The organism is Streptomyces himalayensis subsp. himalayensis, from assembly GCF_013778455.1.
GTDB classification, from domain to species: Bacteria; Actinomycetota; Actinomycetes; order Streptomycetales; family Streptomycetaceae; genus Streptomyces; species Streptomyces himalayensis.
The window spans coordinates 25,330-48,568 of the sequence record NZ_JACEHE010000035.1 but is presented as its reverse complement, the minus strand read 5'-3'; the positions used below and the strand labels follow the sequence as shown (position 1 = coordinate 48,568).

The window sequence follows — 23,239 nt, the reverse complement described above, 5'->3', positions numbered from 1 at the left end:
TCGGTGCGGTGGCAAAAGGATTGCTCAGCCCACGGCTGAGAATTCCTGGACACTCGCGGCCAGTCACGGGGCGGGAAAAGGTCTGGTCAGGCGCGGGACTTGGACGTGCGTGCGGCGTCGACGCAGGCCATCCGGGGTCGACACAGGCTGGCGGACAGGCGAACCAAGTCGACATGGCGCCGCGCCGTCAGAAAGACTCCCGGATACATGCCGGGAAGAAAACCAAGAGATACGTGTCCCTGTCAAGCAGCTGGCGTGGGCGCCGCTCCATGACGAATCCGACGGCTGGCGGGAGACAGATATCCCATCCCGAATCGCGCCGTTTCCTTGGAAGTTGGCCATTCCCGCTGTGTCTGCCGCATCGGGCGGCCACCATGCCGGATGTGTCCCGTACGCGGCGGCGACGCCGGGCCGTACGAAGCCGGTTGGCGCGCATTGACATTCCCGCCGCTGGCTGCCTACCTTACGGCGCAGAACGGTCATGAGTGTCAGCGACAAGCCCTGGCTCGCTGGCCGGCAACCCTCGCGCCGCGGTGGGGTGCCCCAGGTGACGACCGGACCGGATCTTGGTTTTCGGTAAGCGCGAGGCCCCGCGGGGCGGAACGGCAACGGTGACGGCGATGTACGCAGCTCCGGGGATGGCCGCATGGCGGCGCCACGGTCGCGTCACGACGTGTGCGAACCGTCCCGTCGATCTGCTCCGGGTCAACAGTGCACTGTGTTGCGTCTCCTGCCGCGTCCTCTGTCAGGGCTGACGGCTTTTCTCCATCCCGTCAAGGCTGACGGCTTTCTGATTCCCTGAGGTTCGCCGCCGTCGTCGGCGTTCTCTCTCCCACCCCACCCTGTTCCGCCCGCTCCAGTGCGCTTCGTCCAGCAGAGCTGTTCCCGCTCTGCTGCGACGTCGTCGCCTGCGCGGCCGGGTGCCCGATTCTGCTGGAGTCCTCCATGAGTGAACCTCCCGGCTCTGCTGTGTCCTCCGGCTCAGCACCCCCTGCCCAGGCGATCCCCCGCCCCGAACCTTTCCCGGCCTCCCAGGCCGTGCCGGTATCCGTAGGCTCTCCGGAGCCGATCGAAGGACCCGACGAAGGCTCCAAGCGATCCGACAGCGACTCCGCGCCGCGGCCGCTCTCGGCGCAACGAGTGCTTCCGCTCCGCCGCCCCGGCCGGTGGATCGCCACCGCGGTCGTCCTCGTCCTGGTCGCCCAGATCGCCCACGGGCTGGCGACGAACCCCTTCTACCAGTGGGACCGCTTCGCGTACTGGTTCGTACGCCCGGTGATCCTCGACGGGCTGGTCATCACCCTCGAAGTGGCGGCCTACAGCGCCGTGTTGGGTCTCCTCGGCGGCATCCTGCTCGCCCTCGGCAGGCTCTCCAGGAGCCCGGTGCTGCGGGCGGTCAGCTGGGTCTACATCTGGCTGTTCCGTTCGGTGCCGCTGATCGTCGTTCTGCTGTTCCTGTACAACTTCAGTGCGCTGTACAAGACGTTGAGCATCGGCGTGCCGTTCGGGCCCGCCTTCTTCACCTTCGACGAGTCGCGGCTCGCCACCGACATCGTCGTCGCGGTCGTCGGACTGAGCCTCAACGAAGCCGCCTACGCGGCCGAGGTGGTGCGGGGCGGCATCCTGTCGGTCGACCAGGGCCAGCACGAGGCGGCATCGGCGCTCGGTCTGCCCAAGCGCTACCAGTTCGCCCGGATCGTCTTCCCGCAGGCCCTGCGGGCCATCACGCCGAACTACGTCAACCAGCTGATCGGCCTGATCAAGAGCACCTCGCTCGTCTTCTACGTCTCGCTCCTCGACCTGTTCGGCTCGGTGCAGAGCATGGGCAGCACCTATCCGGGCGACATCGTGCCGCTGCTGCTGGTCGCCACCATCTGGTACTTGATCCTCACCAGCGTCGTCTCCGTCATCCAGTTCTACGTCGAGCGGTACTACTCGCGTGGTGCGGTGCGCACCCTCCCGCCGACTCCGTTGCAGAAGCTTCGGGCCGGCGTGCGTGACCTGCGGGCCCGTGTCCAGAGGGAGGCCGCGATATGACCACCACGGAGAGCACCACCGTCTCCCAGGCGCTGCCCGCCGCGGTCGAGGTCCACGACGTGCACAAGTGGTACGGCACCCACCGGGTCCTGGAGGGCGTGGACCTGACCGTGCGGCCCGGTGAGGTCACGGTGATCCTCGGACCGTCCGGCTCCGGCAAGTCCACCCTGCTCCGGGTGATCAACCACCTGGAGAAGCCCGAGATCGGCTACGTCAGTCTGAATGGCGAGCTGATCGGCGTACGCCGGCACGGCGAGCGCAGCGAGATGGGGGTCCCCCCGGCCGAAGGCTGGGGGAGGCTCAAGGAGCTGAGCGAACGCGCGATCCTCACACAGCGCAGTCGGATCGGCTTCGTCTTCCAGAACTTCAACCTCTTCCCGCATCTGACCGTGCTGGACAACGTGGCCGCCGCACCCGTGGCCACCGGTCTGCTGCGCAAGCCCGAGGCCCAGGAACTGGCGCGCTCCCTGCTCAGCCGGGTCGGCCTCGGCGACAAGACCGCGGCCTACCCGCGGCAGTTGTCCGGCGGTCAGCAGCAGCGGGTGGCCATCGCCCGCGCCCTCGCGCTGCGCCCCGGGGTCATCCTCTTCGACGAACCCACCTCCGCGCTTGACCCGGAACTGGTCGGCGAGGTGCTGGCCGTCATCAAGGACCTGGCCACCAGCGGCACCACCCTGGTCATCGTCACCCACGAGATCGGCTTCGCCCGTGAGGTCGCCGATCGGATCGTCTTCCTCGACGAGGGCCGGATCGTCGAGCAGGGGCCGCCGTCCGAGGTGCTGGACAACCCGAAACATGAGCGGACCAGGGAGTTCCTGAGCAAGGTGCTCTGACCTCCGCTTCCGGTTTCCCAACTCCACGCCGATAACCACCACCGCCGAACACCGAGAACAAGGACAGCCATGCGCACCCTCCGCTTCCGTAGCATCCTCCTCCGCAGCCTCACGGCAGGCACCGCCGTCGCCACGCTCGCCGCCGGGCTCGCCGCCTGCGGGGGCGACAGCGACGCCGCCACCACCAAGGCCGACGCCGCGGGCACGGTCACCGTGGGCCAGCTGTCCAACGGAGCCGCCAAGCAAACCGAGTTGAAGGTCTCCGAGGTGAAGTCGATCAGCGACGCGCTGCCCGATTCCGTCCGCAAGAGCGGCAAGCTGGTGATCGGTGTCGGCGCCCTGCCCGACGGCTTCCCGCCCCTCGCGTACGTCGGCTCGGACCAGAAGACCCTCACCGGCGCCGAACCCGACTTCGGCCGCCTGGTCGCCGCGGTCCTCGGCCTCAAGCCGGAGCTGAAGAACTCGACCTGGGAGAACATGTTCGTCGGCATCGACAGCGGCAAGGTCGACGTCGCCTTCTCCAACATCACCGACACCGAGGAGCGCAAGAAGAAGTACGACTTCGCCTCCTACCGCAAGGACAACGTCGGCTTCGAGGTGCTGAAGGAGAGCACGTGGAACTTCGACGGCGACTACCAGAACCTCGCCGGGAAGACCGTCGCCGTCGACAACGGCACCAACCAGGAGAAGATACTCCTCGAGTGGCAGTCCAAGCTGAAGGAGGAGGGCAAGCAGCTCACCGTCAAGCACTTCGCGAGCAAGAACAGCACCTACCTGGCGCTGACCGGCGGGAAGATCGACGCCTACTTCGCCGCCAACCCCGGTGTCGCGTACCACGTCACGCAGACCGCCAAGTCCCCGGACCCGACGCGCAGCGCGGGCACCTACTCCGGCGCCGGCGCCACGCTCCAGGGCCTGATCGCGGCGACCACGAAGAAGGACAGCGGAATAGCCAAGCCGGTCGCGGACGCTATCAATTACCTGATCAAGAACGGTCAGTACGCGAAGTGGCTGGCAGCCTGGAACCTGTCCAACGAGGCCGTCAGCACCGCGGAGGTCAACCCGCCCGGGCTGCCCGAGAACAACTCCTGATCACGGACGGAGACCCCGAACCGACATGTCGACCAGCGTCCACGAGCCCCAGCCCCCGCAGAGCCCGGCGGCGCCGTACATCCTGGACAACCCGGCCTGGGCCGCGCTGACCGGGCCACACGCCCGGTTCGCCGAGCGTGTCGGCCGCGCCGCCCGCTACCCCGCGGACGTCTCACCGTTCACGGCCCTCGCCGATCCGGCGGACCCGCGTGCCTGGGACGACCTGGCCGCGCTGGTGGGTCCGGGAGGCGAGACGGCGGTCCCAGGAGTGACGGCGCCGCCCGACGGGTGGGAGCTCGTGGACGGGATCAAGGGTGTGCAGCTGGTCGACACGTCGCTGCGTGCCGAGCCCGCACCGGAAGCGGTGCGGCTCGGCCCGGCCGACGTACCGGAGATCCTGGAGCTGATCGCCCGGACCCAGCCGGGGCCCTTCCTGCCCCGCACCGTCGAACTCGGCACCTACCTCGGCATACGGCACGACGGCCGGCTGATCGCCATGGCCGGCGAGCGGCTGCGCCCGCCGGGCTGGACGGAGATCAGCGCGGTCTGCACCGATCCGGCGCACCGCGGCCGGGGCCTGGCCACCCGACTGGTCCGCGCGGTCGCGGCGGGCATCAGGGAACGCGGAGACACCCCGTTCCTGCACGCCTCGGCCGCGAACACGGGGGCGATCCGGCTCTACGAGTCGATCGGCTTCACGCTGCGCCGTTACACGGACTTCCTGCTGGTCCGTGCCCCGGGCGGCCGCCCGGCCGACGCGGAAGGCGGCCGAGCTGCCTCGCACCCGTAACCCGGACGCCTCGGACTCGGACCGGCGGAATAGACGGCGTAGCAGAAACGTTGTGGGTCACGGCAACATGGCTTCCGAGGTCGGCGCCTTGTCTCGCGGTCGCCGGCTGTCCGAGGGCGATGTCGGCGCGGCCGCACATCAAGCACACATAAGCACACGAGCGGAGGGGCGGAGGTGACACTCATGGCACCCCTGTCCAGCCCGCGTGTCATGGTTCTTGCCCCGCGCCGCCGTGTCCGCCTGTACTCCCGGCCCCACATCGATCTCCAGCGCGTGGCCGGCGCGCTCTGTTGCTCCTGACCTGTTGCCTCGACGCCGCGCCCCGCCCGTGAGGTTCGGCTCTCTCGTACGGTCGATCAGGAAGGCACTCCCGGTGTCCTCATCATCTTCTTCGCTGCCTGCTTCACCCCTGTCCTCCACTTCTCTCCACCTCGCCGTCGCGCTCGACGGCGCGGGCTGGCACCCGGCCGCATGGCGCGAGCCGGAGGCCCGGCCGCGGGACCAGTTCACCGCCGGATACTGGGCCGACCTCGTCAAGGAGGCCGAACACGGCCTGCTCGACTTCGTGACCTTCGAGGACGGCCTGGGGCTCCAGTCCTCGCACTTCGCTGAGCCGGACGGCCGTACCGACCAGGTGCGCGGGCGGCTCGACGCGGTGCTCATCGCCGCCCGCGTCGCACCGCTCACGCGGCACATAGGACTCGTACCGACGGTGGTGGCCACCCACACCGAGCCGTTCCACATCTCCAAGGCCATCGCCACACTCGACTACGTCAGTACCGGTCGCGCGGGCCTGCGCATCCAGGTGTCGGGGCGGCAGAACGAGGCGGCACACTTCGGCCGCCGCACCATTCCCCGGATCCGCTTCGGTGAGGCGTACGCACCGGAGATCCAGGAAGTGATCACCGAACTCTTCGAGGAGGCCGCCGACTACGTGGAAGTGGTGCGCCGACTGTGGGACAGCTGGGAAGACGACGCCGAGATCCGCGACGTCGCGACCGGCCGCTTCATCGACCGCGACAAGCTGCACTACATCGACTTCGAGGGGCGGCACTTCAGCGTCAAGGGACCCTCCATCACGCCCCGCCCGCCGCAGGGACAGCCCATTGTCAGCGCGCTGGGGCACGAGACCGTCCCGTATCGGCTGATCGGGCGCTCAGCCGACATCGGGTACGTCACCCCGCACGACACCGCGCAGGCCCGCGCCATCGTCGACGAGATCCGCACCGAACAAGCCGCGGCGGGGCGGGCGGAGGAACCCCTGCACATCTTCGGCGACCTGGTGGTCTTCCTCGACGACGACCCCGCAGCGGCGGCGGCCCGCCGGGACCGCCTGGACGGCCTCGCCGGATATGCGTACGCCAGCGACGCAACGGTGTTCACGGGCACGCCCGCACAGTTGGCGGATCTGCTCCTCCAGTGGCAGCAGGCCGGGCTGACCGGCTTCCGGCTGCGCCCGGCCGTCATCGGCCAGGACCTCCCGAAGATCACCCGGGGCCTGGTCCCCGAACTCCAGCGCCGCGGCGCCTTCCGGACCGCCTATGAGTCCGACACCCTCCGCGGGCTCCTCGGACTCGCCCGCCCAGCCAACCGCTACGCCGCCGCCACCGCCTGAGCCGGAGGGACCGTACGACCATGAGCAAGCCGCTGAAGCAGATCCATCTGGCCGCCCACTTCCCCGGCGTCAACAACACCACCGTGTGGAGCGACCCCGAGGCCGGCAGCCACATCGAGTTCAGCTCGTTCGCGCACTTCGCGCAAACCGCCGAACGCGCCAAGTTCGACTTCCTGTTCCTCGCCGAGGGGCTGCGGCTGCGCGAACAGGGCGGGAAGATCTACGACCTGGACGTGGTGGGGCGCCCCGACACCTTCACCGTCCTGACCGCCCTCGCCGCCGTCACCGAACACCTCGGCCTGACCGGCACCATCAACTCCACCTTCAACGAGCCCTACGAGGTGGCACGCCAGTTCGCCAGTCTCGACCACCTCTCGGGCGGACGCGCCGCCTGGAACGTCGTCACCTCCTGGGACGCCTTCACCGGCGAGAACTTCCGCCGCGGCGGCTTCCTGCCGCAGGAGGAGCGGTACTCGCGGGCCAAGGAGTTCCTGGCCACCGCGAACGAACTGTTCGACTCGTGGCGCGGCGACGAGATCGTCGCCGACCAGGGGACCGGCACCTTCCTGAGGGACGCGAAGTCCGGTGCCTTCGTGCACAAGGGGCAACACTTCGACATCGAGGGCCAGTTCAACGTTCCACGGAGTCCGCAAGGCCGCCCGGTGGTCTTCCAGGCGGGCGACTCCGACGAGGGACGGGAGTTCGCCGCATCCGACGCCGACGCGATCTTCAGCCGGTACAGCACCCTCAAGGCGGGACAGGAGTTCTACACGGACGTCAAGGGCCGCCTCGCCAAGTACGGCCGCACCCACGACCAGCTGCTGATCCTGCCCGCCGCGACCTTCGTCCTCGGTGACACGGACACGGAGGCGGAGGAGCTGGCCCGCGAGGTACGCCGCCAGCAGGTCAGTGGCGCCACCGCGATCAAGCACCTGGAGTTCGTCTGGAACCGCGACCTGTCCGCGTACGACCCGGACGGCCCGCTCCCCGACATCGACCCGGACCTCGGCGAGCACACCATCGCCCGCGGCCGCGCCCAGGTGCGGATGTACCGCGACCCGCTGGCCATCGCCCGCGAATGGCGGGAGCTCGCGGCCGCCAACAAGTGGTCGATCCGCGACCTGGTCATCGAGACCGGCAACCGCCAGGCGTTCGTGGGCTCCCCTGCCACCGTCGCCAAGACGATCAACGACTTCGTGCAGGCTGACGCCAGCGACGGCTTCATCCTCGTCCCGCACATCACCCCCGGCGGCCTCGACGTCTTCGCCGACAAGGTCGTCCCGCTGCTGCAGGAGCGCGGCGTGTTCCGCACGGAGTACGAGGGCACGACCCTGCGCGACCACCTCGGCCTGGCCCACCCCGACGCCGACGCGCCGCGGGAGCGGGCGGCGTCATGAAGTTCCTCGCGATCACCCTCATCATCCACGCCCCGCACCCGGTGACCGGCGTCCAGAAGCCGACCAACGAGCGCTTCCGCGAGGTGGTCGACAACGCCCTGCTGGCCGAGGAGCTGGGCTTCGACGGCTTCGGCGTGGGGGAGCGGCACGAGCGGCCGTTCATCTCCTCCTCGCCGCCGGTCGTGCTCAGCCACATCGCCGCGCTCACCTCCCGCATACGCCTGTTCACCGCCGTCACCACGCTCAGCCTGCTCGACCCGGTGCGCGCGTACGAGGACTACGCGACCCTGGACCATCTGTCCGGCGGGCGGCTCGAGTTGATCATCGGCAAGGGCAACGGTGAAGCCCAGCGCGAGCTGTTCCATGTCACGCCCGAGGACCAGTGGGACCGCAACGCCGAGAGCTATGAGCTGTTCCGCCGCATCTGGCGCGAGGACAAGGTGACGGCCTCGCCGCGCTTCCGCCCCGAGCTGGCCGATGCCGAGGTGTGGCCGAGGCCGTTCCAGCAGCCCATCCGGGTGTGGCACGGCAGCGCGACGAGCCGGGAGTCCGTCGACCTGGCCGCCCGCTACGGCGACCCGCTCTTCTCGGCGAACGTCACCAACCCCATCGAGCCGTACGCCGAACTGATCCGCTACTACCGGGAGCGGTGGGAGCACTACGGCCACGACCCGGCCGGCATCGCGGTGGGGGCAGGCACGGCGGGACTCCATGTGGCCCGTACCTCGCAGGAGGCGATCGCCGCGTACCAGCCGGTGTTCGAGGGCTATCTCGCCTTCCAGAAGCGGCTCGGCGTCGAGCCGGTGTTCCCGACCCTGGAGGACTTCGTGGAGCGCAGCTCCGCGCTGATCGGCAGCCCTCAGCAAGTGATCGAAAAGGTGCACCGCTACCACGAGCTGTTCGGGCACACGGTGCTGCACCTGCACGCGGACGCCGGCGGTCTGACCGATGCCCAGCACCGGGCCTCGCTGGAGCTCTTCCAATCCGACGTCGCGCCCGTGCTCCGGCGCGAGATCCCCGACCCGCCGTTCGCCTGGGGCCCGGTGTTCGCCGAGCCGCAACCGGCCTTGGAGCCCGTCTTCCTCCCAACCGCCCACTGAGGAGAACCCCGCCCGTGTCCAGCATCCCCCTCGGGGTCCTCGATCTCGTCCCGATATCGTCCGGCTCCACCGCCACCGAGGCGCTGCGCAACTCCATCGATCTGGCCCAGCAGACAGAGCGGTTCGGATACGCCCGCTACTGGTTCGCCGAACACCACCTCAACCCGGGCGTGGCCGGCACCTCGCCCGCCGTCCTCCTGGCCCTGACCGCCTCCGCGACGTCGACGATCCGGCTCGGCTCGGGTGCCGTGCAGCTCGGTCACCGCACCGCCTTGTCCACCGTCGAGGAGTTCGGCCTGATCGACGCGCTGCATCCCGGGCGCCTCGACCTGGGCCTCGGCCGCTCAGGCGGCCGTCCGCCCGGGCAGTCGGCCACCCCGCTGACGACCACGACACCGGTCGTCGACGGGCGCGCCCCCAACGGGCTGAGGATCCCGCCGAAGTTCTCATTCGAGCACCTGCTCGGCTCACCCCGGCTCGCCCTCCAGCGCAAGCTGCTCCAGCTGCCGGGCGCCGAGTCGCAGGAGTACGGCGAGCAGATCGACGACATTCTCGCGCTGCTGGCGGGCACCTACCGGTCGCCCGACGGCATCGAGGCGCGCGCGGTGCCGGGTGAGGGCGCCGACGTCGAAGTGTGGATCCTGGGCAGCAGCGGCGGTGAGAGCGCGCAGGTCGCGGGCCGCAACGGCCTGCGGTTCGCCGCGAACTACCACGTCAGTCCGGCCACGGTGCTGGAGGCGGTGGAGGGCTACCGCGCCGCGTTCCAGCCGTCCGACGTCCTCGACAAGCCGTACGTCAGTGTCTCCGCCGACGTCGTCGTCGCCGAGGACGACGAGACCGCCCGCGAACTCGCCGCCGGCTACGGTCCCTGGGTCCGCAGCATCCGCACCGCCGAGGGCGCCATCGAGTTCCCCACGCCGGAGGAGGCCCGCGCCCACGCCTGGACCGACAAGGACAGGGCCCTCGTCCAGGACCGCATCGACACCCAGTTCGTCGGGTCTCCTGCGCGCGTCGCCGACCACCTCGAACGCCTCCAGGAAGCCACCGGCGCCGACGAGCTGCTCGTCACCACCATCACGCACGACCACGCCGACCGGGTGCGGTCGTACGAGCTGCTCGCGGAGGAGTGGCGACGGCGGTGAGCGGTGTCGGCGCGGGCGACGGGCTTCAGCGGCCGTCCCCCGCGTCCGCTGCCACACGGAACCCGATGTTGCCGGTCGAGCTGTCGGGCGTGTTGGAGCTGCGGGCGGCGACGCGGTAGCGGTTGCAGTAGGAGTCGTGGCACATGTGGGAGCCGCCGCGCATGACGCGGGCGGTGCCGGTGTCCGGGCCGACCGGATCCTGGCGCGGTCCGGTCCGGTGGAAGTCGGGGCTGAACCAGTCGGCGCACCATTCCCAGACGTTGCCCACCGTGTTGTACAGGCCGTAGCCGTTGGGCCGGTACGACTTGGCCGGTGCCGTGCCCGTCCGGGCGTGCGGCCCGGTGTTGCGGACAGGGAATTCGCCCTGCCAGATGTTGCACATGTCCCGTCCACCGGGGGCCAGTTGGTTACCCCAGGGGTAGCGGGCCTGCTCGAGTCCGCCGCGGGCCGCGTACTCCCACTCGGCCTCTGTCGGCAGCCGGGTCCCGGACCAGACGCAGTAGGCCTGTGCGTCGTTCCAGGAGACATGGACCACGGGATGGTTCTGCCGGTCCGCGAACGACGAGCCGGGGCCTGTCGGCCGGCGCCAGCTCGCGCCGGACACCGCTCGCCACCAGGGAGTTCCTGGTACGGCCTGCGACGCCCTCGCCACGTGGTCGGGGAGGAAGGCGTCGACGACATACGAGAAGCCGAATTCCTCCGCCTCCGTGACGTAGCCCGTGTCCTTCACGAAGGAGGCGAACTGGGCGTTCGTCACGGTCGTCGGCGCGATACGGAAGGCCCCGACAGTCACCTCCCGGACCGGACCCTCGCCGTCCGCCGGAAAACCGTCCGGGACGTCGGTGCCCATGAGGAAGCGGCCGCCGGAGAGACTGAGGAGCTGCTTCTCGGCCCTGAGCGCTGCCGGACTCCGGACGTGGGCAGGGGGCCGGGTGATCGTGAGAGCGACCAGGTCGTGGCCGTGGCCGGGGGTGCAGCAGGAGGGCATGGCGTTCCCTGAGGGATCGGGCCGCCCGCCCGGTTGCCCGGGCGGGCGGCGGACGGTGTGTCGACCAGCTGGTGACTAGCCGGTGACTAGCTGGTGCGGTCGGCCGCGAGCTGGGCGGCCAGCGCGGGGATGCCCAGGTTCTGCTCGTCGCTCGGCGTCGCCTGGTACAGTTTGTTGGTGAGCTGGTACGGGTCGCCCGCGAGGTCGTAGTACTCCCGGAACTTGACCTGCCCGGTGCCGGTCACCTTGCCGTTGGTGTCGGTGGTGAGGTCGTAGTACTCGGTGTACTGCTTGTCCTTGGCGACGTATGAGGCCCAGGTGGGCGGACCGCCCGCGTTGGTGCCCTGCTCCCACCACTCCACCAGCAGGTGGTCGCGGTTGAAGCCGGACAACAGCGACTTGCCGTCCACCGAGTGGGTCGGGGTGATTCCGGCCGCGTCGAGGATGGTGGGGGCGATGTCGATGTTGGCGACGATGCGGTTGTCGGTGGTCCCGGCGCCCAGGCCGCCGGCCGGCCAGGACAGGTAGAACGGCACCTCGTGGGCCGGGCGGTAGGGCACCGACTTCTTGGTCCAGCCATGATCGGCCCAGCTGAAGCCGTTGTCACCGATGTAGATGACGAGAGTGTTGTCCAGCTGGCCGAGCGCCTGGAGCTTGTCCTTGAACGCCTGCACCGCGTCGTCGACCGACAGCAGGGTCCGCAACTGCTCCGCGCGGATCGTCTTGCCGTCTGCCAGCGTCCCGGTCGCGTTCCTGATGTACGCCGGCTTGTCGTCCCGGTTGTTCTCGGGCACGGAGGGCCGTCCGTTCCAGTCCGGCACGGCCGTGCCCGCGTACTTGGCCTCCGGCGTACGGGGGCCGTGCGAGGCGTACGGCGTGACGTACGCGAACCAGGGACGGGAATCAGTGGCGGCCTTGTCGATGAAGTTCAGGGTCCGGTTCTTGATGATGTTGGTGGTGTAGCCGTTGATCGTCTGAACGGTGCCGTTGACGTTCCACTGGGCGTCGACGTAGCCCGGCTGCAGCAGCGCGAACTCCTCGAAGTGCGGCGGGTTCTGGGACAGCGTCCAGGAGTTGAGGTACTTGCCGAACAGGCCGGTGCGGTAGCCCGCCTGCTTCAGGTAGCGCTGAACGGTGGTGCTCTGGTCCAGGCTGTACGAGGCCTGGTTGTTGCGGACACCGTGGTTGTGGGCGTAGCGGCCCGAGAAGACGGACGACCGTGAGGGCGCGCACAGCGGTGTGGTGACGTGGCCGTTGGTGAACTTCACGCCCTGATCGGCCAGCCATGCGGTGGTCTTCTGCAGGGCCCATTCGGTGTTCTTCGGCTGATCGTCGGTGACGATGAGCAGGATGTTCGGACGGCTGGCTGCTGCCGCCGTATTGGCGGCCGCGAGCCCGGCGACACCGGGGACGGCCGCGGAGGCGGCCACCGCGGCGGCACCCGCGAGGAAATTACGCCGCCCGACCTGCGGTTGGCTCGAATGACTCATCGATTTCACTCCTGTTTTGGCGCCCTGCGTATCGCGAAGTGGACACAGGGGTGCCGTGAATGGAAATACTCCGAAATTCGGCGCAGGCCTGTATCGGAAACGCGTAACTATGCCTGCGTATGCGAATACGAACGGTGCCTGCGCATGCGAATACGAACGGTGTCTGCGCATGCGAATACGGAGCATCGACGGAAATACTCGAGAAGAATCCGGATCCGGTGTGCCGGTCTCCTGGGCGCCCCCGCCGCGCTTCCCCCGGAGCGGCAGCTGCTTGCCGACGCCTGTGCCGGCCTGCTCAACAGGCCTGCAGACGACGCAGGTGAGGGCATGAGGAAGCACCGGACGATCCGGTGGCGATATGGCGTTCAGGTGCCGGATTACCGCTTGGTCGGACGGCAGTCGGCCGAGGCTGTCACGCCGAGTCGGCTGTACAGAGACCGCTGGCCAGTCGACCGAAATTGACGTGGCGGCGGCCGACGAGAGTGTCTCGTGCTGCCATGGCCCCGACAATACGAGTTACCGTGAGGTAAAGGCAATGCCGCTCGGTGAATTCTCGGATCGTGGTACGGATTCCGGAAATCGCAGAGTTGGCGGCTCGTCGGTCGGCGCTGAGGCGGGCGTCCTCGGGTCCACTCGGGAGGGCTGGACGCGGCGTTCAACAGCGACCGTAACCACGGCCGGCCTTGAGCACGGTGTGGTCACGGGTGTGATTCTGCGATCGCGTGAGCGGCGCTGCGGACCATGGTCGCCAGTTCCGGAGGGGCGAGGACCACGGCGTCCCCGGCTTGGGCCAGTACGGCGGCGCAGGCCTCGTGGGCGTTCTCGAGATCTGTGTGCACGATCCACCAGCCGTCGTCGTCGGCGGGGACCATCGGGGCTGTCGGTTTGAAGCGCCGTAGGGCGTGGTCGCGCACGCGGAGGACGATCGGGTACGACGGCCTGCTCGCCCGGAAGCTCCGTTGGGACTCGGCCCAGTAGCGGGTCAGGTCGAAGTCCGTCGGCCGGCTGAACCCGTCGCCGGTCAAGGATGCCGAGCTGATCCGGCTCAACCGATAGGTGCGCAACTCTCCGTCCGGGCGGGCCGCGGCCAGGTACCAGGTGCGGGCCTTGGCGACCAGGCCGAGCGGCGCGACGGCGAACGGTTCGGCCGGATCCCGGTAGGTGATCGTGATCCGCCGTTCCTCCCAGATCGCCTGCCGGCAGAGGTCGAGCCAGCGGGGTTTGCCTCGCGGCGGTCGTCCCAGCCGGCGTGATCGATCAGGAGTCGTTGACGCGCGAACTCGGCGTCACGCCGTACGCCCTCGGGCAGCACGGTCATCAGCTTCGTCATGGCCTGGTCGTTCGACGCGTCGATGCCCAGATCGGCGAGCACGTGCGCGGTCGCTCCGATGAACACCGACATCGCCTCGGACGGCGTGAGCCCTGTGAGCCGGGTCCGGTAGTCGGGTAGCAGGGCCCAGCCGCCGCCTCGGCCGCGCACCGAGTAGACCGGTACGCCGGCCAGGCTGAGGGCATCGAGGTCGCGCTGGACTGTTCGCGGCGAGACCTGCAGGTGCTGCGCGAGTTGGTCCACGGTCGACTGACCGCGGGTCTGCAGGTGCAGTAGCAGCCTGAGGAGCCGTTCGGCACGCATGCTCCGACTATGTCAGGAAAATAAGCCACCAGATGGCGTCTTTTCTTCCTACGGTCGGGCTCATGATTGGTGTCGAGGTGGACGAGCTGACAATGTCCTACCGCGTGCCGGTCCGCGACGGCGGGCTGCGCGCGGCATTGGGTTCGCTGGTACGACGCGAGTATCGAGCGGTGCAGGCGCTGGACGAGGTGTCGTTCAGGATCGAGCCGGGCGAGGTGGTGGGGTTCATCGGTCCGAACGGCGCAGGCAAGACCACCACGATGAAGATCCTGTCCGGGATACTGCACCCGAGCAGCGGCCGGGTTCGCGTCCTGGCGAATGTCCCGTGGCAGCGCCGTTCCGGCTTCCTCAAACGCATCGCTTTCGTTCGCGGCAGCCAACCGGTCGGCGGCTCGCAGGAGCTGACCGTGATGGACTCCCTCGAGTACCAGCGACTCTTGTATGACGTCCCGCGCGCGGCCTTCGGTCGGGCGCTGACCACACTGGAAGAGTTGTTGCGACTCGGGCCGTTGCTGGACAGGCAACTGCGCGCCCTGAGCCTGGGCGAGCGGATGCGGGTCGGGCTGGCGATGGCGCTGATCTACCAGCCAGAGGTGCTCTTCCTCGATGAGCCGACCATAGGGCTTGACGTCACCGCCGCCACCCTGATGCGCGAGTTCGTCTCCGACTACGTGGCACAAACCGGCGCCACGGTGCTGTTGACCAGTCACTACATGGCCGATGTCGCGTCACTGTGCCCGCGGCTGATCCTGATCGACCATGGGCGGGTCGAGTACGACGGGCCGCTTGCAGAACTGTCCGCGCGGCTGTCGCCGTACAAGCTGATCCGCATCGCGGCGCGTGGTGATGGTGACGCCGTCGTCCACGAGCTCGGTGAGGTGGTGGAATCCTCGGACGGACTGTGGGTCCTCCGGGTGCCGAGGGACGAGGTGGCCCGGACGACATCACAGTTGCTGACGGCACTCGAGGTCCTGGATCTGGCCGTCGAGGAGCCACCGCTGGAGAAGGTCATCGACCGGGCGTACCGGGAGGGCCTGCGGTGATCGTCGCGAGGACCGTGCAGTTGCTCGGGTTCCGTCTCCGACAGGAGGTGCTGGAATGGTCCGGCTCGTGGTGGTTCCTGCTGACCCTCGTCGTCCAGGCCGTCGTCGCGCCGTTGAACGGGCTCTTCGTCTGGTCGGCGGTCTACCCGGATGATCCGGCGATCGGGCGCTACTACGTCGCCATCATCCTGGTGACGTTGATGACCGAGTCGTTCGAGCAGCACACCTTCTCGGAACGGATCTACGACGGAACGATCAGCCACGAACTGCTGCGACCGCAGCCGGTGGTGATCGGCGTACTCGGCACGAACCTGGCGATCCGTGCTTGGCTGACCGCCCTTGGCGCGCCCGTGGTCCTGCTGGCCGGATTCTCGCTCAGCGCCGGCTTCGGGTGGTGGCCGGTTCTGCTGAGCCTTCCTTCCGTCGCGCTGGCCGCCGTGCTGGTCTTCCTCTGGACGTTCCTGCTGTCGATGGCCGCGTTCTGGACCGATCGCGTGCACGCCGTCGTCGGCTTCGGCAGCCAGCTGATCTTCCTGTTGGGCGGCACGGCGGCCCCGATCGGCCTGCTGCCGGACCCCTGGCGAGGTCTGGCGGGGGCGTCGCCGTTCTGGGGCATGAACGGTCTTCCGGCAGAGATCGCGGCCGGTGATCCGTACGACGGGTCGATCGCCGCCGCATGGGGATATCAACTCTTCTGGGTGGTGGTGTTCGTGGTCGCCGTCTGGGCTGTCTGGCGAGCAGGAGTACGGCGCTACACGGCGGTGGGATCATGAAGCTGCTGCGCCTGCTCGGTGCGAGCTTCTCGATGTCGCTGCGCCGAAGCGTCGCCTTCCGGATCAACCTGGTCTTCGATGTGCTGCTGGCGTTCGCGGGTCTCGGTACGGCGGTCGCCGCGGTACTGCTCGTCTTCACCCAGGCCGACACGTTGGCAGGCTGGTCGAAGGCCGAGTCCCTCGTTCTGATCGGCACGTACCAGTTGATCACCGCGCTGAGGGGCACATTCATCGATCCCAACCTGTCGTGGTTCCCCGAGACCGGCGTCCGCAACGGCAAGCTCGACGGCTACCTGTTGCAGCCGGCATCGAGTCTCTTCCTGGCAAGCCTGTCGCTGTCCTCACCCCTCGCACTGATCCAGCTCGTGCCGGGTCTGGGGGTACTCGGCTGGGGGATCGTGTCGGCCGAGCGACCGCCAAGCGTCGCCGGACTGCTTGGCTGGCTGCTGCTCGTGGCGGCCGCACTGGTGGTCACCTGGGCGCTCAGCGTGCTGCTGGCCTGCCTCGCCTTCTGGGCATCCAAGTTGCAGCTCGATGTCTTCTACCACTCTGCCTGGCAGCTCGGCCGCTACCCGACGGATATCTTCTCGCGCCCGCTTCGGCTGTTGCTGACCTACGTGTTCCCCATGGCCTTGATCGCTTCGGTCCCGTCAGCCACGCTGCTGCGCGGACCTCGATGGGAAGTGATGGTCGGAGGTGTGGCGGCGGCCGGCTTCGCCGCGCTCCTGGCGGTCACTGCGTGGAGCGCAGGTTTGCGTCGCTACACCGGTGCCACTTCATGACCGTTGCTCGGGGCCGGCGAACCAGCACAATGCCCACGACGAAGGCGAAGTGTCGGTTGCCGGTCGCGGGACGGGCATGGTTTGAGCCCGACGCTCGGGCCGGGTGCCGTGTCGGTGAGGAAGACCTGGTGGCGCATGCCCTCGTCCAGGTCGAACGGGGATCGTTCTCGTAGGTCGCCACTGCCTGTTTCTTCTCGGAGTGGCAGGCAACCATGGTTGCCAGGCCGCCCCAAGGGGGTCGGGCGACGGCCGAGTTCAAGGGCATCCCTATCACGACCTCGTGAATACCGACTCGTCGCCCGGCAGGCATGGCCGGTAATCTCGCCTACGGGTGCACGGTATTTCCGCAGCACAGCACCCGTGTCCGGGATGTGGAATCACATCAGGGCCTTCTTGACCGGCTGGACTTCCCACTGGTTGGATCGGTGACATGAAGCGACAGGACCTCACGCGGCGACGGCACGTCGACCTTGCGCGTGTTTCCAGTGCCTTCTGTTGCTGTCGGGCCTGAGCGGACCTGAGGGAAACCCTCCAACTCGCTGCATTTGCCGGACGCCTGTCAAGCCGTCGATCGATCGCACGGGCCGCAGTGCCGTCCGCCTTCATGAATTCGGTCGCGGTTGATTTCCGCGCCGTGAATCTTCGATTCCCCCGCTCGCTGCCGTAGCGCAACGCATCTGCATCGCTCGCGGTCCATCGACGTCGATTGACTGCATCGACCAAGTCGCTTCGTCGGCGTACGGAAACTCAGATCACTTCGCACGGCCGCGCAGGCTGATTCGGCCTGCCCGCACCGCCTTCACGTACCGGGAGTTCTTCGATGCCCGCACCGTCCATACCGCCCGCAGAGCCCGCAGGGCCCGGCGCCGGTCCCGTCCGCTTCGCCTACTGGGTGCCGAACGTCAGCGGTGGCCTGGTCACCAGCAAGATCGAGCAGCGCACCGACTGGGGCTACGAATACAACCGCGAACTGGCCGTGCTCGCCGAGAACAACGGCTTCGACTACGCTCTCAGCCAGGTCCGCTACATGGCCAGCTACGGCGCCGAGTACCAGCACGAGTCCACCAGCTTCAGCCTCGCCCTGCTGCTGGCAACGCAACGCCTGAAGGTCATCGCCGCCGTACATCCCGGCCTGTGGCACCCCGGCGTGCTGGCCAAGCTGGGTGCCACCGCAGACCAGCTGTCCGGCGGCCGGTTCGCCGTCAACGTCGTCAGCGGCTGGTTCAAGGGGGAGTTCACCGCCCTCGGTGAGCCCTGGCTGGAGCACGACGAGCGGTACCGGCGCTCCGAGGAATTCATCCGCGCACTGCGCGCCATCTGGACCGAGGACCACGCGGAACTGGCCGGGGACTTCTACCGCATCCGCGACTTCTCCCTGAAGCCCAAGCCCGTCGAGGTGCCGGGACGCGCCCACCCGGAGATCTTCCAGGGCGGCAACTCCACCGCCGCACGCGCCATGGCCGGCCGGGTCTCCGACTGGTACTTCAGCAACGGCAAGGACTTCGACGGCGTCACCGAGCAGATCAACGACGTCCGAGCCTCGGCGGCCCAAGCGGGTCGCCCGGCACCGAAGTTCGGCCTCAACGGCTTCCTCATCGCCCGCGACACCGAGGCCGAGGCCCGCGAGACGCTCCGCGAGATCGTTGCCAAGGCCGACACCGAGGCCGTCCACGGCTTCGGAGCAGCCGTCAAGCAGGCCGGCCGGTCCACCTCCGACGGCAAGGGCATGTGGCAGGACTCCAGCTTCGAAGACCTCGTCCAGTACAACGACGGCTTCCGTACGGGCCTGATCGGCACCCCGGAGCAGATCGCCGAGCGGATCGTCGCCTACAAGCGGCTCGGTGTCGACCTCTTCCTCCTCGGCTTCCTGCACTACCTGGAGGAGGTCGAGTACTTCGGCAAGCGCGTACTGCCTCTCGTTCGCGAACTGGAGGCCGAGCTGCCCGAGTCCGATACGGCCACCGAGTCCGATACGGCCCGCGAGTCCGTGCCGGTGACTACCTGACGGCTGGTCACACACAGCGTCGGCATACACGCCTCAACCCGAAGGAAACCCTCATGGCCACCATCCTCTCCGTCTCCGGCAGCCCCTCCGCAACCTCCCGCACAGCCCGTCTGCTGCGCCACCTGGATGCCCGGCTCACAGCCCAGGGACATGAGGTGATCCCGCTGGACGTCCGCACGCTGCCCGCAGAGGCGCTGCTCGGCGCCGACTTCAAGCACCCCGCGATCGTCGAGACCACCGCTCTCTTCGCCCAGGCCGACGGAGTCGTGGTCGGTACCCCCGTCTACAAGGCCGCCTACTCCGGCCTGCTGAAGTCCCTGCTGGACCTGCTCCCGCAGTACGCCCTGGAGGGCAAGACCGTCCTGCCGCTGGCCACCGGTGGTACGACGGCCCACGTCCTGGCTATCGACTACGCGCTGCGGCCCGTGCTCAACTCCATGGGCGCCGGGCATATCGTCCAGGGCTGGTTCACGCTCGACAAGGACATCACGGTCGGCGACGACGGCTCCCTGACCATCGCCCCGGGCTCGGCCGAGGCCCTGGAGCAGGTCGTGGACCGCTTCTCCGTCGTCCTCGGCGGCCGCCCGTCGCGTACGTCCCTGCTGGCGGCCGCCGGATGAGCGCCGAGCCCACCAATGGGACGGCCACCGCGCGCCCGACCGCAGCCGTGATCGGCGACGACGACGAAGCTCTCGCCGTCGCCGCCGATCTGGCCGCGCAGTTCCGCAAGGACGCCGCCGAACGCGACGCGCAGCGCCGGCTGCCGCGCGCGGAACTCGACCGGTTGTCCGCATCCGGACTGCTCGCTGTGACGGTGCCCGCCATGTTCGGCGGCGCGGACGTACGCCAGGAGACGCTGGCCGAGATCTTCAGGCTGCTGGCCGCCGCCGACGCGAGCATCGCCCAGATCCCGCAGAGCCACTTCGTCTACGTCAACGTGCTGCGCCGTCAGGGCACCAGGCAGCAGCAGGAGTTCTTCTTCGGGGAGGTGCTGTCGGGGAAACGCTTCGGCAATGCGCAGTCCGAGGCCGGCACCAAGCACGTTCAGGACATCCGCAGCCGTCTGGTGTCGGGGCGAGGGGCCGACGGCGACGGCTCGTACGTGCTGACGGGCGTCAAGCACTACTCCACCGGAGCCCTGTTCGCCGACTGGATCCCCGTGCTGGCCCGCGCGGAGGACGACAACCTTCACGTCGCCTACGTGCCGCGCAACGCGCCCGGTGTGACGGTGGTGGACGACTGGGACGGCATGGGACAGCGCACCACGGCCAGTGGCACCGTCCGCCTGGACGCGGTGCACGTCCCCGCCGACCGGATCGTGCCGCACCACCTCACCTTCCAGGGGCCTCAACTCCATGGCGCGATCGCCCAGTTGCTGCACGCGGCCATCGACGCCGGGATCGCTTCCGGTGCGCTGGCCGAGGCCGTGGAGTTCGTCCGTACGAAGAGCCGCCCCTGGTTTGAGAGCGGTTTCGAGACGGCCGCCGAGGATCCCCTGCTGATCCAACGGTTCGGTGAGCTGGCGATCCAGGTACGGGCCGCCGAGGCGCTGCTGTCCGCGGCCGCGCGGTCCGTGGACGCGGCCCGTGCCGACCTCACCGACGACACGGCGGCCGAGGCGTCGATCGCGGTGGCGGCGGCGAAGGTGACGGCGGCGCACGCGGCCGTCGATGTCGGGAGCGCTCTCTTCGAGGTCTCCGGCACCCGGTCCGCGCTCAACGCGCTGGATCTGCACCGCCACTGGCGGGACGCCCGCACCCACACCCTGCACGACCCGACCCGCTGGAAGGTCCAGCACGTCGGCCGCTACGTCCTCAACGGGACGAGGCCGCCACGTCACGGCCTTCTCTGACACCCCCACATCTTCCGCGAGCGAAAGGCGTACTCCGGTGAGCCTCACCTTCCACTGGTTCCTGCCCACCAACGGCGACAGCCGCCATGTCGTCGGCGGCGGCCACGGCACCCCGGTCACCGCGGCCGGCGGCGACCGGCCGCCGACCGTCGGCTACCTCACCCAGATCGCCCGCGCCGCCGAGGACCTGGGTTTTACGGGCGCGCTGACGCCGACCGGTGCCTGGTGCGAGGACGCCTGGCTCACCACCGCCATGGTCAGCCAGCAGACGGAACGGCTGAAGTTCCTGGTCGCCTTCCGGCCCGGCTTCGTCTCGCCCACCCTCGCCGCTCAGATGGCATCCACCTACCAGCGGCAGACCGGCGGGCGGCTGCTGCTCAACGTGGTCACCGGCGGCGAGAGCCACGAGCAGCGCGCCTACGGAGACTTCCTCGACAAGAACGCCCGCTATGAGCGTACGGACGAGTTCCTGGCGATCGTCAGGGCGCTGTGGACCGGCGAGACCGTGGACTTCGCGGGCAAGCACCTGAAGGTCGAGGACGCGAGGCTGGCCCGGGTGCCCGACCCGCTGCCGGAGATCTACTTCGGCGGCTCCTCGCCCATCGCGGGCGAGGTCGCGGCCCGCTACGTGGACGTCTACCTCACCTGGGGCGAGCCGCCCGCCGCCGTCGCCGAGAAGATCGCCTGGATCCGGGCGCTGGCGGAGAAGGAGGGCCGCACCATCCGCTTCGGCATCCGCCTCCACGTCATCACCCGCGACACCACCGAGCAGGCCTGGGCCGAGGCGCAGCGGCTCCTTGACGCCTTCGACCCCGAGACCGTACGGAACGTCCAGAGCGGCCTCGCCCGCAGTGAGTCCGAGGGCCAGCGGCGCATGCTCGCGCTGCACGGCGGCAGCCGGGACGGCCTCGAGATCTACCCCAACCTGTGGGCCGGTATCGGCCTAGTCCGCGGTGGCGCGGGCACAGCACTCGTCGGCAGCCACACCGAGGTCGCCGAGCGGATCGCCGAATACCACCGGCTCGGCATCGACGAGTTCGTGCTGTCCGGCTACCCGCACCTCGAGGAGGCGTACTGGTTCGGCGAGGGCGTCCTGCCGAAGCTCGCGGCGCAGGGCCTGTGGTCCCACCCGAGTCGCAGCGGCGACGCCCAGCCTGCCGCGCAGGTGCCCTTTGCGGCCGCCGCGAGTCCGCGCTGACCCCCAGGCACAGCACCCCGGGGGCTGCGTCATGCCTGCGGACCCTTGCCCGCCCCGCCAGGTACGGGCCGGGCCGCCCCTCTCACAGCTCCACCTGCTGTTGTCGAGCAGGGCTCGGCCACCTGTACGCGATCGGCGCCGGTGTCGGGAAGGGCGGCCGGGCGTCGCCGGTTGCGGTGGAGACGTAGGGACAGCAGGGCGGCGCCCGTCACCAGCAGAGGCCAGATCAGGTACACGCCCGACAGGGCCAGCAGCAGAGCCACGGCGGCGAGCGCGGCCCAGGCCGCCGCGCGCCCGGCGCTGCGTCGTGGCAGCAGGCGGATCGCGGCGGCCACGCCGATCGCGTACACCGCGACGAAGGAACCCGTCGACAGCAGCACCACCGGCCGCGCGCCCACACCGGTCACCGTCACCGCGAGCAGGGCAAGCATCGCAAGCGCGGAGATGAAGCCGAGGCTGCGGCGGGGCGTCTCGCCCGCCAGGCTGCCGTGCGCGAACCAGCGGGGGAGCACGCCGTCCCGGCCGAGGGCCGCGCCGAGCTTGGCCGCACTGGCGTAGTAGGCGTTCATGGTGCCGAGGGTGAGCAGCACGGCGGCCAGCGCGGCGAGCGGACGGGCGCCGCCGCCCAGGCCGCGGGCCATCAGATCCCCGAGCGGCGCGTCGGACCGGGCCGCGCCGCCGCCCAGCACCGCGATCACGGCGAACGCCACGGCCAGATACAGCACGCCCACGATCACGACCGCGAAGGCCGTGGCGCGCGGCAGATCGCGGGCCGGATCGCGGAATTCCCCGGCCATATGCGTGATCGCCTCCCATCCGGCGAAGCTGAACACCAGAAGGACCGCAGCGGGCCCGACGGCCGTCCAGCCGTGCGGCGCGAACGGCTCGAGGTTCTCCGCCTTCGCGTGCGGCAGTGACAGCACGACGGCGGCTGTCAGCAGGGTGACGAGCAGTCCGAAGAGCACGGACTGCAGGCGGCCGGTCATCCGCAGTCCCGCCATGTTGATCACGGTGACGGTGGCCATCAGCGCGCCGCCCGTCACCGCCGTGGTCACCGTCCCACCGCCGACGGCCGCGGCGACATACGACCCGCCGAAGAGGGCCGCGGCCGTCGCGCCCGGAGGTATCGCCAGGTAGAAGCACCAGCCGACCACGGCGGCGGTCCGCTCGCCGAACGCCAGCCGGGCGTACGTCGACACTCCTCCCGCGTCCGGGTGGCGCGCGCCCAGGGCGGCGAAGGCCGCGGCGAGCGGTGCGGACAGGACCACGAGGCCGAGCCAGGCCAGCAGCGAGGCCGGCCCGGCGACCTCGGCGGCGAGCGCGGGCAGCGCGATGACACCGGTGCCGAGTACCGCGCCGACGTAGAGCGCGGTGCCCTGGACCGCGGTGAGCCGTCCCCGCGGGGGACTGATCGTTTCGTTCTGCATGCCGATCAGCCTCGCGGGCGCCGCACCTCACCGGCCATCGGC

22 protein-coding genes, 2 pseudogenes and 1 riboswitch are annotated in these 23,239 nt (G+C 69.3%); of the genes and pseudogenes, 17 read left to right on the top strand and 7 right to left on the bottom strand.

All coding sequences use genetic code 11. From position 1 onward, the window contains the following. Window positions 1-86: 86 nt before the first annotated feature. Window positions 87-209, bottom strand: coding sequence for a putative leader peptide (locus H1D24_RS43810; protein ID WP_309484567.1), 123 nt, complete (start codon window positions 207-209; stop codon window positions 87-89). Window positions 210-477: 268 nt separating this feature from the next. After that, window positions 478-589: riboswitch (SAM riboswitch) on the top strand. Window positions 590-945: 356 nt separating this feature from the next. Here H1D24_RS43810 and H1D24_RS35465 point away from each other — a divergent pair. The 9 genes from H1D24_RS35465 (at window position 946) to H1D24_RS35430 (ending at window position 10,006) form a co-directional block, all read left to right on the top strand. Beyond that, a complete protein-coding gene (locus H1D24_RS35465; RefSeq protein WP_181661844.1) occupies window positions 946-2,037 on the top strand; it encodes an amino acid ABC transporter permease in 1,092 nt (363 codons plus the stop codon). After that, window positions 2,034-2,870, top strand: coding sequence for an amino acid ABC transporter ATP-binding protein (locus H1D24_RS35460; protein WP_181661843.1), 837 nt, complete (start codon window positions 2,034-2,036; stop codon window positions 2,868-2,870). The genes H1D24_RS35465 and H1D24_RS35460 overlap by 4 nt, the downstream gene beginning before the upstream one ends. A 69-nt stretch (window positions 2,871-2,939) precedes the next feature. Further along, window positions 2,940-3,962 (top strand): ABC transporter substrate-binding protein, encoded by a 1,023-nt coding sequence (locus H1D24_RS35455; RefSeq protein WP_181661842.1) that lies wholly within the window; start codon window positions 2,940-2,942, stop codon window positions 3,960-3,962. Window positions 3,963-3,987: 25 nt separating this feature from the next. Then, the gene (locus H1D24_RS35450; protein ID WP_181661841.1) at window positions 3,988-4,752 is read left to right on the top strand and encodes a GNAT family N-acetyltransferase; all 765 of its coding nucleotides are present in this window, start codon (window positions 3,988-3,990) and stop codon (window positions 4,750-4,752) included. Between the two features lie 183 nt (window positions 4,753-4,935). Continuing rightward, window positions 4,936-5,052, top strand: coding sequence for a putative leader peptide (locus tag H1D24_RS44255; RefSeq protein ID WP_374064467.1), 117 nt, complete (start codon window positions 4,936-4,938; stop codon window positions 5,050-5,052). 73 nt (window positions 5,053-5,125) lie between these two features. After that, window positions 5,126-6,367, top strand: coding sequence for an LLM class flavin-dependent oxidoreductase (locus H1D24_RS35445; protein ID WP_309484566.1), 1,242 nt, complete (start codon window positions 5,126-5,128; stop codon window positions 6,365-6,367). A gap of 20 nt (window positions 6,368-6,387) precedes the next feature. Continuing rightward, window positions 6,388-7,764 (top strand): NtaA/DmoA family FMN-dependent monooxygenase, encoded by a 1,377-nt coding sequence (locus H1D24_RS35440; protein WP_181661840.1) that lies wholly within the window; start codon window positions 6,388-6,390, stop codon window positions 7,762-7,764. Further along, window positions 7,761-8,864 (top strand): LLM class flavin-dependent oxidoreductase, encoded by a 1,104-nt coding sequence (locus H1D24_RS35435; RefSeq protein ID WP_181661839.1) that lies wholly within the window; start codon window positions 7,761-7,763, stop codon window positions 8,862-8,864. The genes H1D24_RS35440 and H1D24_RS35435 overlap by 4 nt, the downstream gene beginning before the upstream one ends. A gap of 14 nt (window positions 8,865-8,878) precedes the next feature. Next, complete coding sequence (locus tag H1D24_RS35430) at window positions 8,879-10,006, top strand: MsnO8 family LLM class oxidoreductase (RefSeq protein ID WP_181661838.1); 1,128 nt, start codon at window positions 8,879-8,881, stop codon at window positions 10,004-10,006. 25 nt (window positions 10,007-10,031) lie between these two features. Here the strand turns inward: H1D24_RS35430 and H1D24_RS35425 are convergent, their stop codons facing one another. The 5 genes and pseudogenes from H1D24_RS35425 to H1D24_RS43090 all read right to left on the bottom strand — a co-directional run. Further along, on the bottom strand, window positions 10,032-10,994 hold the full coding sequence (locus H1D24_RS35425) for a formylglycine-generating enzyme family protein (protein ID WP_181661837.1): 963 nt from the start codon (window positions 10,992-10,994) through the stop codon (window positions 10,032-10,034). A gap of 86 nt (window positions 10,995-11,080) precedes the next feature. Next, on the bottom strand, window positions 11,081-12,484 hold the full coding sequence (locus tag H1D24_RS35420) for a sulfatase family protein (RefSeq protein ID WP_181661836.1): 1,404 nt from the start codon (window positions 12,482-12,484) through the stop codon (window positions 11,081-11,083). A 698-nt stretch (window positions 12,485-13,182) separates the two neighbouring features. Further along, entirely contained in the window at window positions 13,183-13,509 is a 327-nt protein-coding gene (locus H1D24_RS43095) for a helix-turn-helix transcriptional regulator (RefSeq protein ID WP_181661835.1), read from the bottom strand. A gap of 63 nt (window positions 13,510-13,572) precedes the next feature. Then, window positions 13,573-13,650, bottom strand: a pseudogene (locus tag H1D24_RS44445) (hypothetical protein); the annotation flags it as partial. A 311-nt stretch (window positions 13,651-13,961) separates the two neighbouring features. Beyond that, window positions 13,962-14,117, bottom strand: a pseudogene (locus H1D24_RS43090) (HTH domain-containing protein); the annotation flags it as partial. Between the two features lie 62 nt (window positions 14,118-14,179). Between H1D24_RS43090 and H1D24_RS35405 the strand changes: the two are divergent. The 8 genes from H1D24_RS35405 (at window position 14,180) to H1D24_RS35375 (ending at window position 21,770) form a co-directional block, all read left to right on the top strand. Next, window positions 14,180-15,160, top strand: a complete 981-nt coding sequence (locus tag H1D24_RS35405; RefSeq protein WP_220137604.1) for an ABC transporter ATP-binding protein — start codon at window positions 14,180-14,182, stop codon at window positions 15,158-15,160. Then, a complete protein-coding gene (locus H1D24_RS35400; RefSeq protein ID WP_181661832.1) occupies window positions 15,157-15,933 on the top strand; it encodes an ABC-2 family transporter protein in 777 nt (258 codons plus the stop codon). Before H1D24_RS35405 ends, H1D24_RS35400 begins: the two co-directional genes overlap by 4 nt. Then, window positions 15,930-16,715 (top strand): ABC transporter permease, encoded by a 786-nt coding sequence (locus H1D24_RS35395; RefSeq protein WP_181661831.1) that lies wholly within the window; start codon window positions 15,930-15,932, stop codon window positions 16,713-16,715. The genes H1D24_RS35400 and H1D24_RS35395 overlap by 4 nt, the downstream gene beginning before the upstream one ends. 430 nt (window positions 16,716-17,145) lie before the next feature. After that, window positions 17,146-17,226: a putative leader peptide gene (locus H1D24_RS44250; RefSeq protein WP_351291306.1), complete on the top strand. Its 81-nt coding sequence runs from the start codon at window positions 17,146-17,148 to the stop codon at window positions 17,224-17,226. A 309-nt stretch (window positions 17,227-17,535) separates the two neighbouring features. Beyond that, window positions 17,536-18,720, top strand: coding sequence for a dimethylsulfone monooxygenase SfnG (gene sfnG / locus H1D24_RS35390; protein WP_181661830.1), 1,185 nt, complete (start codon window positions 17,536-17,538; stop codon window positions 18,718-18,720). Window positions 18,721-18,773: 53 nt separating this feature from the next. Beyond that, entirely contained in the window at window positions 18,774-19,340 is a 567-nt protein-coding gene (gene ssuE / locus H1D24_RS35385; RefSeq protein WP_181661829.1) for an NADPH-dependent FMN reductase, read from the top strand. After that, complete coding sequence (locus tag H1D24_RS35380) at window positions 19,337-20,572, top strand: SfnB family sulfur acquisition oxidoreductase (RefSeq protein WP_181661828.1); 1,236 nt, start codon at window positions 19,337-19,339, stop codon at window positions 20,570-20,572. Before ssuE ends, H1D24_RS35380 begins: the two co-directional genes overlap by 4 nt. Window positions 20,573-20,609: 37 nt before the next feature. Then, window positions 20,610-21,770, top strand: a complete 1,161-nt coding sequence (locus H1D24_RS35375; protein ID WP_181661827.1) for an LLM class flavin-dependent oxidoreductase — start codon at window positions 20,610-20,612, stop codon at window positions 21,768-21,770. Window positions 21,771-21,799: 29 nt separating this feature from the next. On the opposite strand, the gene H1D24_RS35370 is transcribed toward H1D24_RS35375, so the two are convergent. After that, the gene (locus H1D24_RS35370) at window positions 21,800-23,197 is read right to left on the bottom strand and encodes an APC family permease (RefSeq protein ID WP_181661826.1); all 1,398 of its coding nucleotides are present in this window, start codon (window positions 23,195-23,197) and stop codon (window positions 21,800-21,802) included. Between the last annotated feature and the right edge of the window lie 42 nt (window positions 23,198-23,239).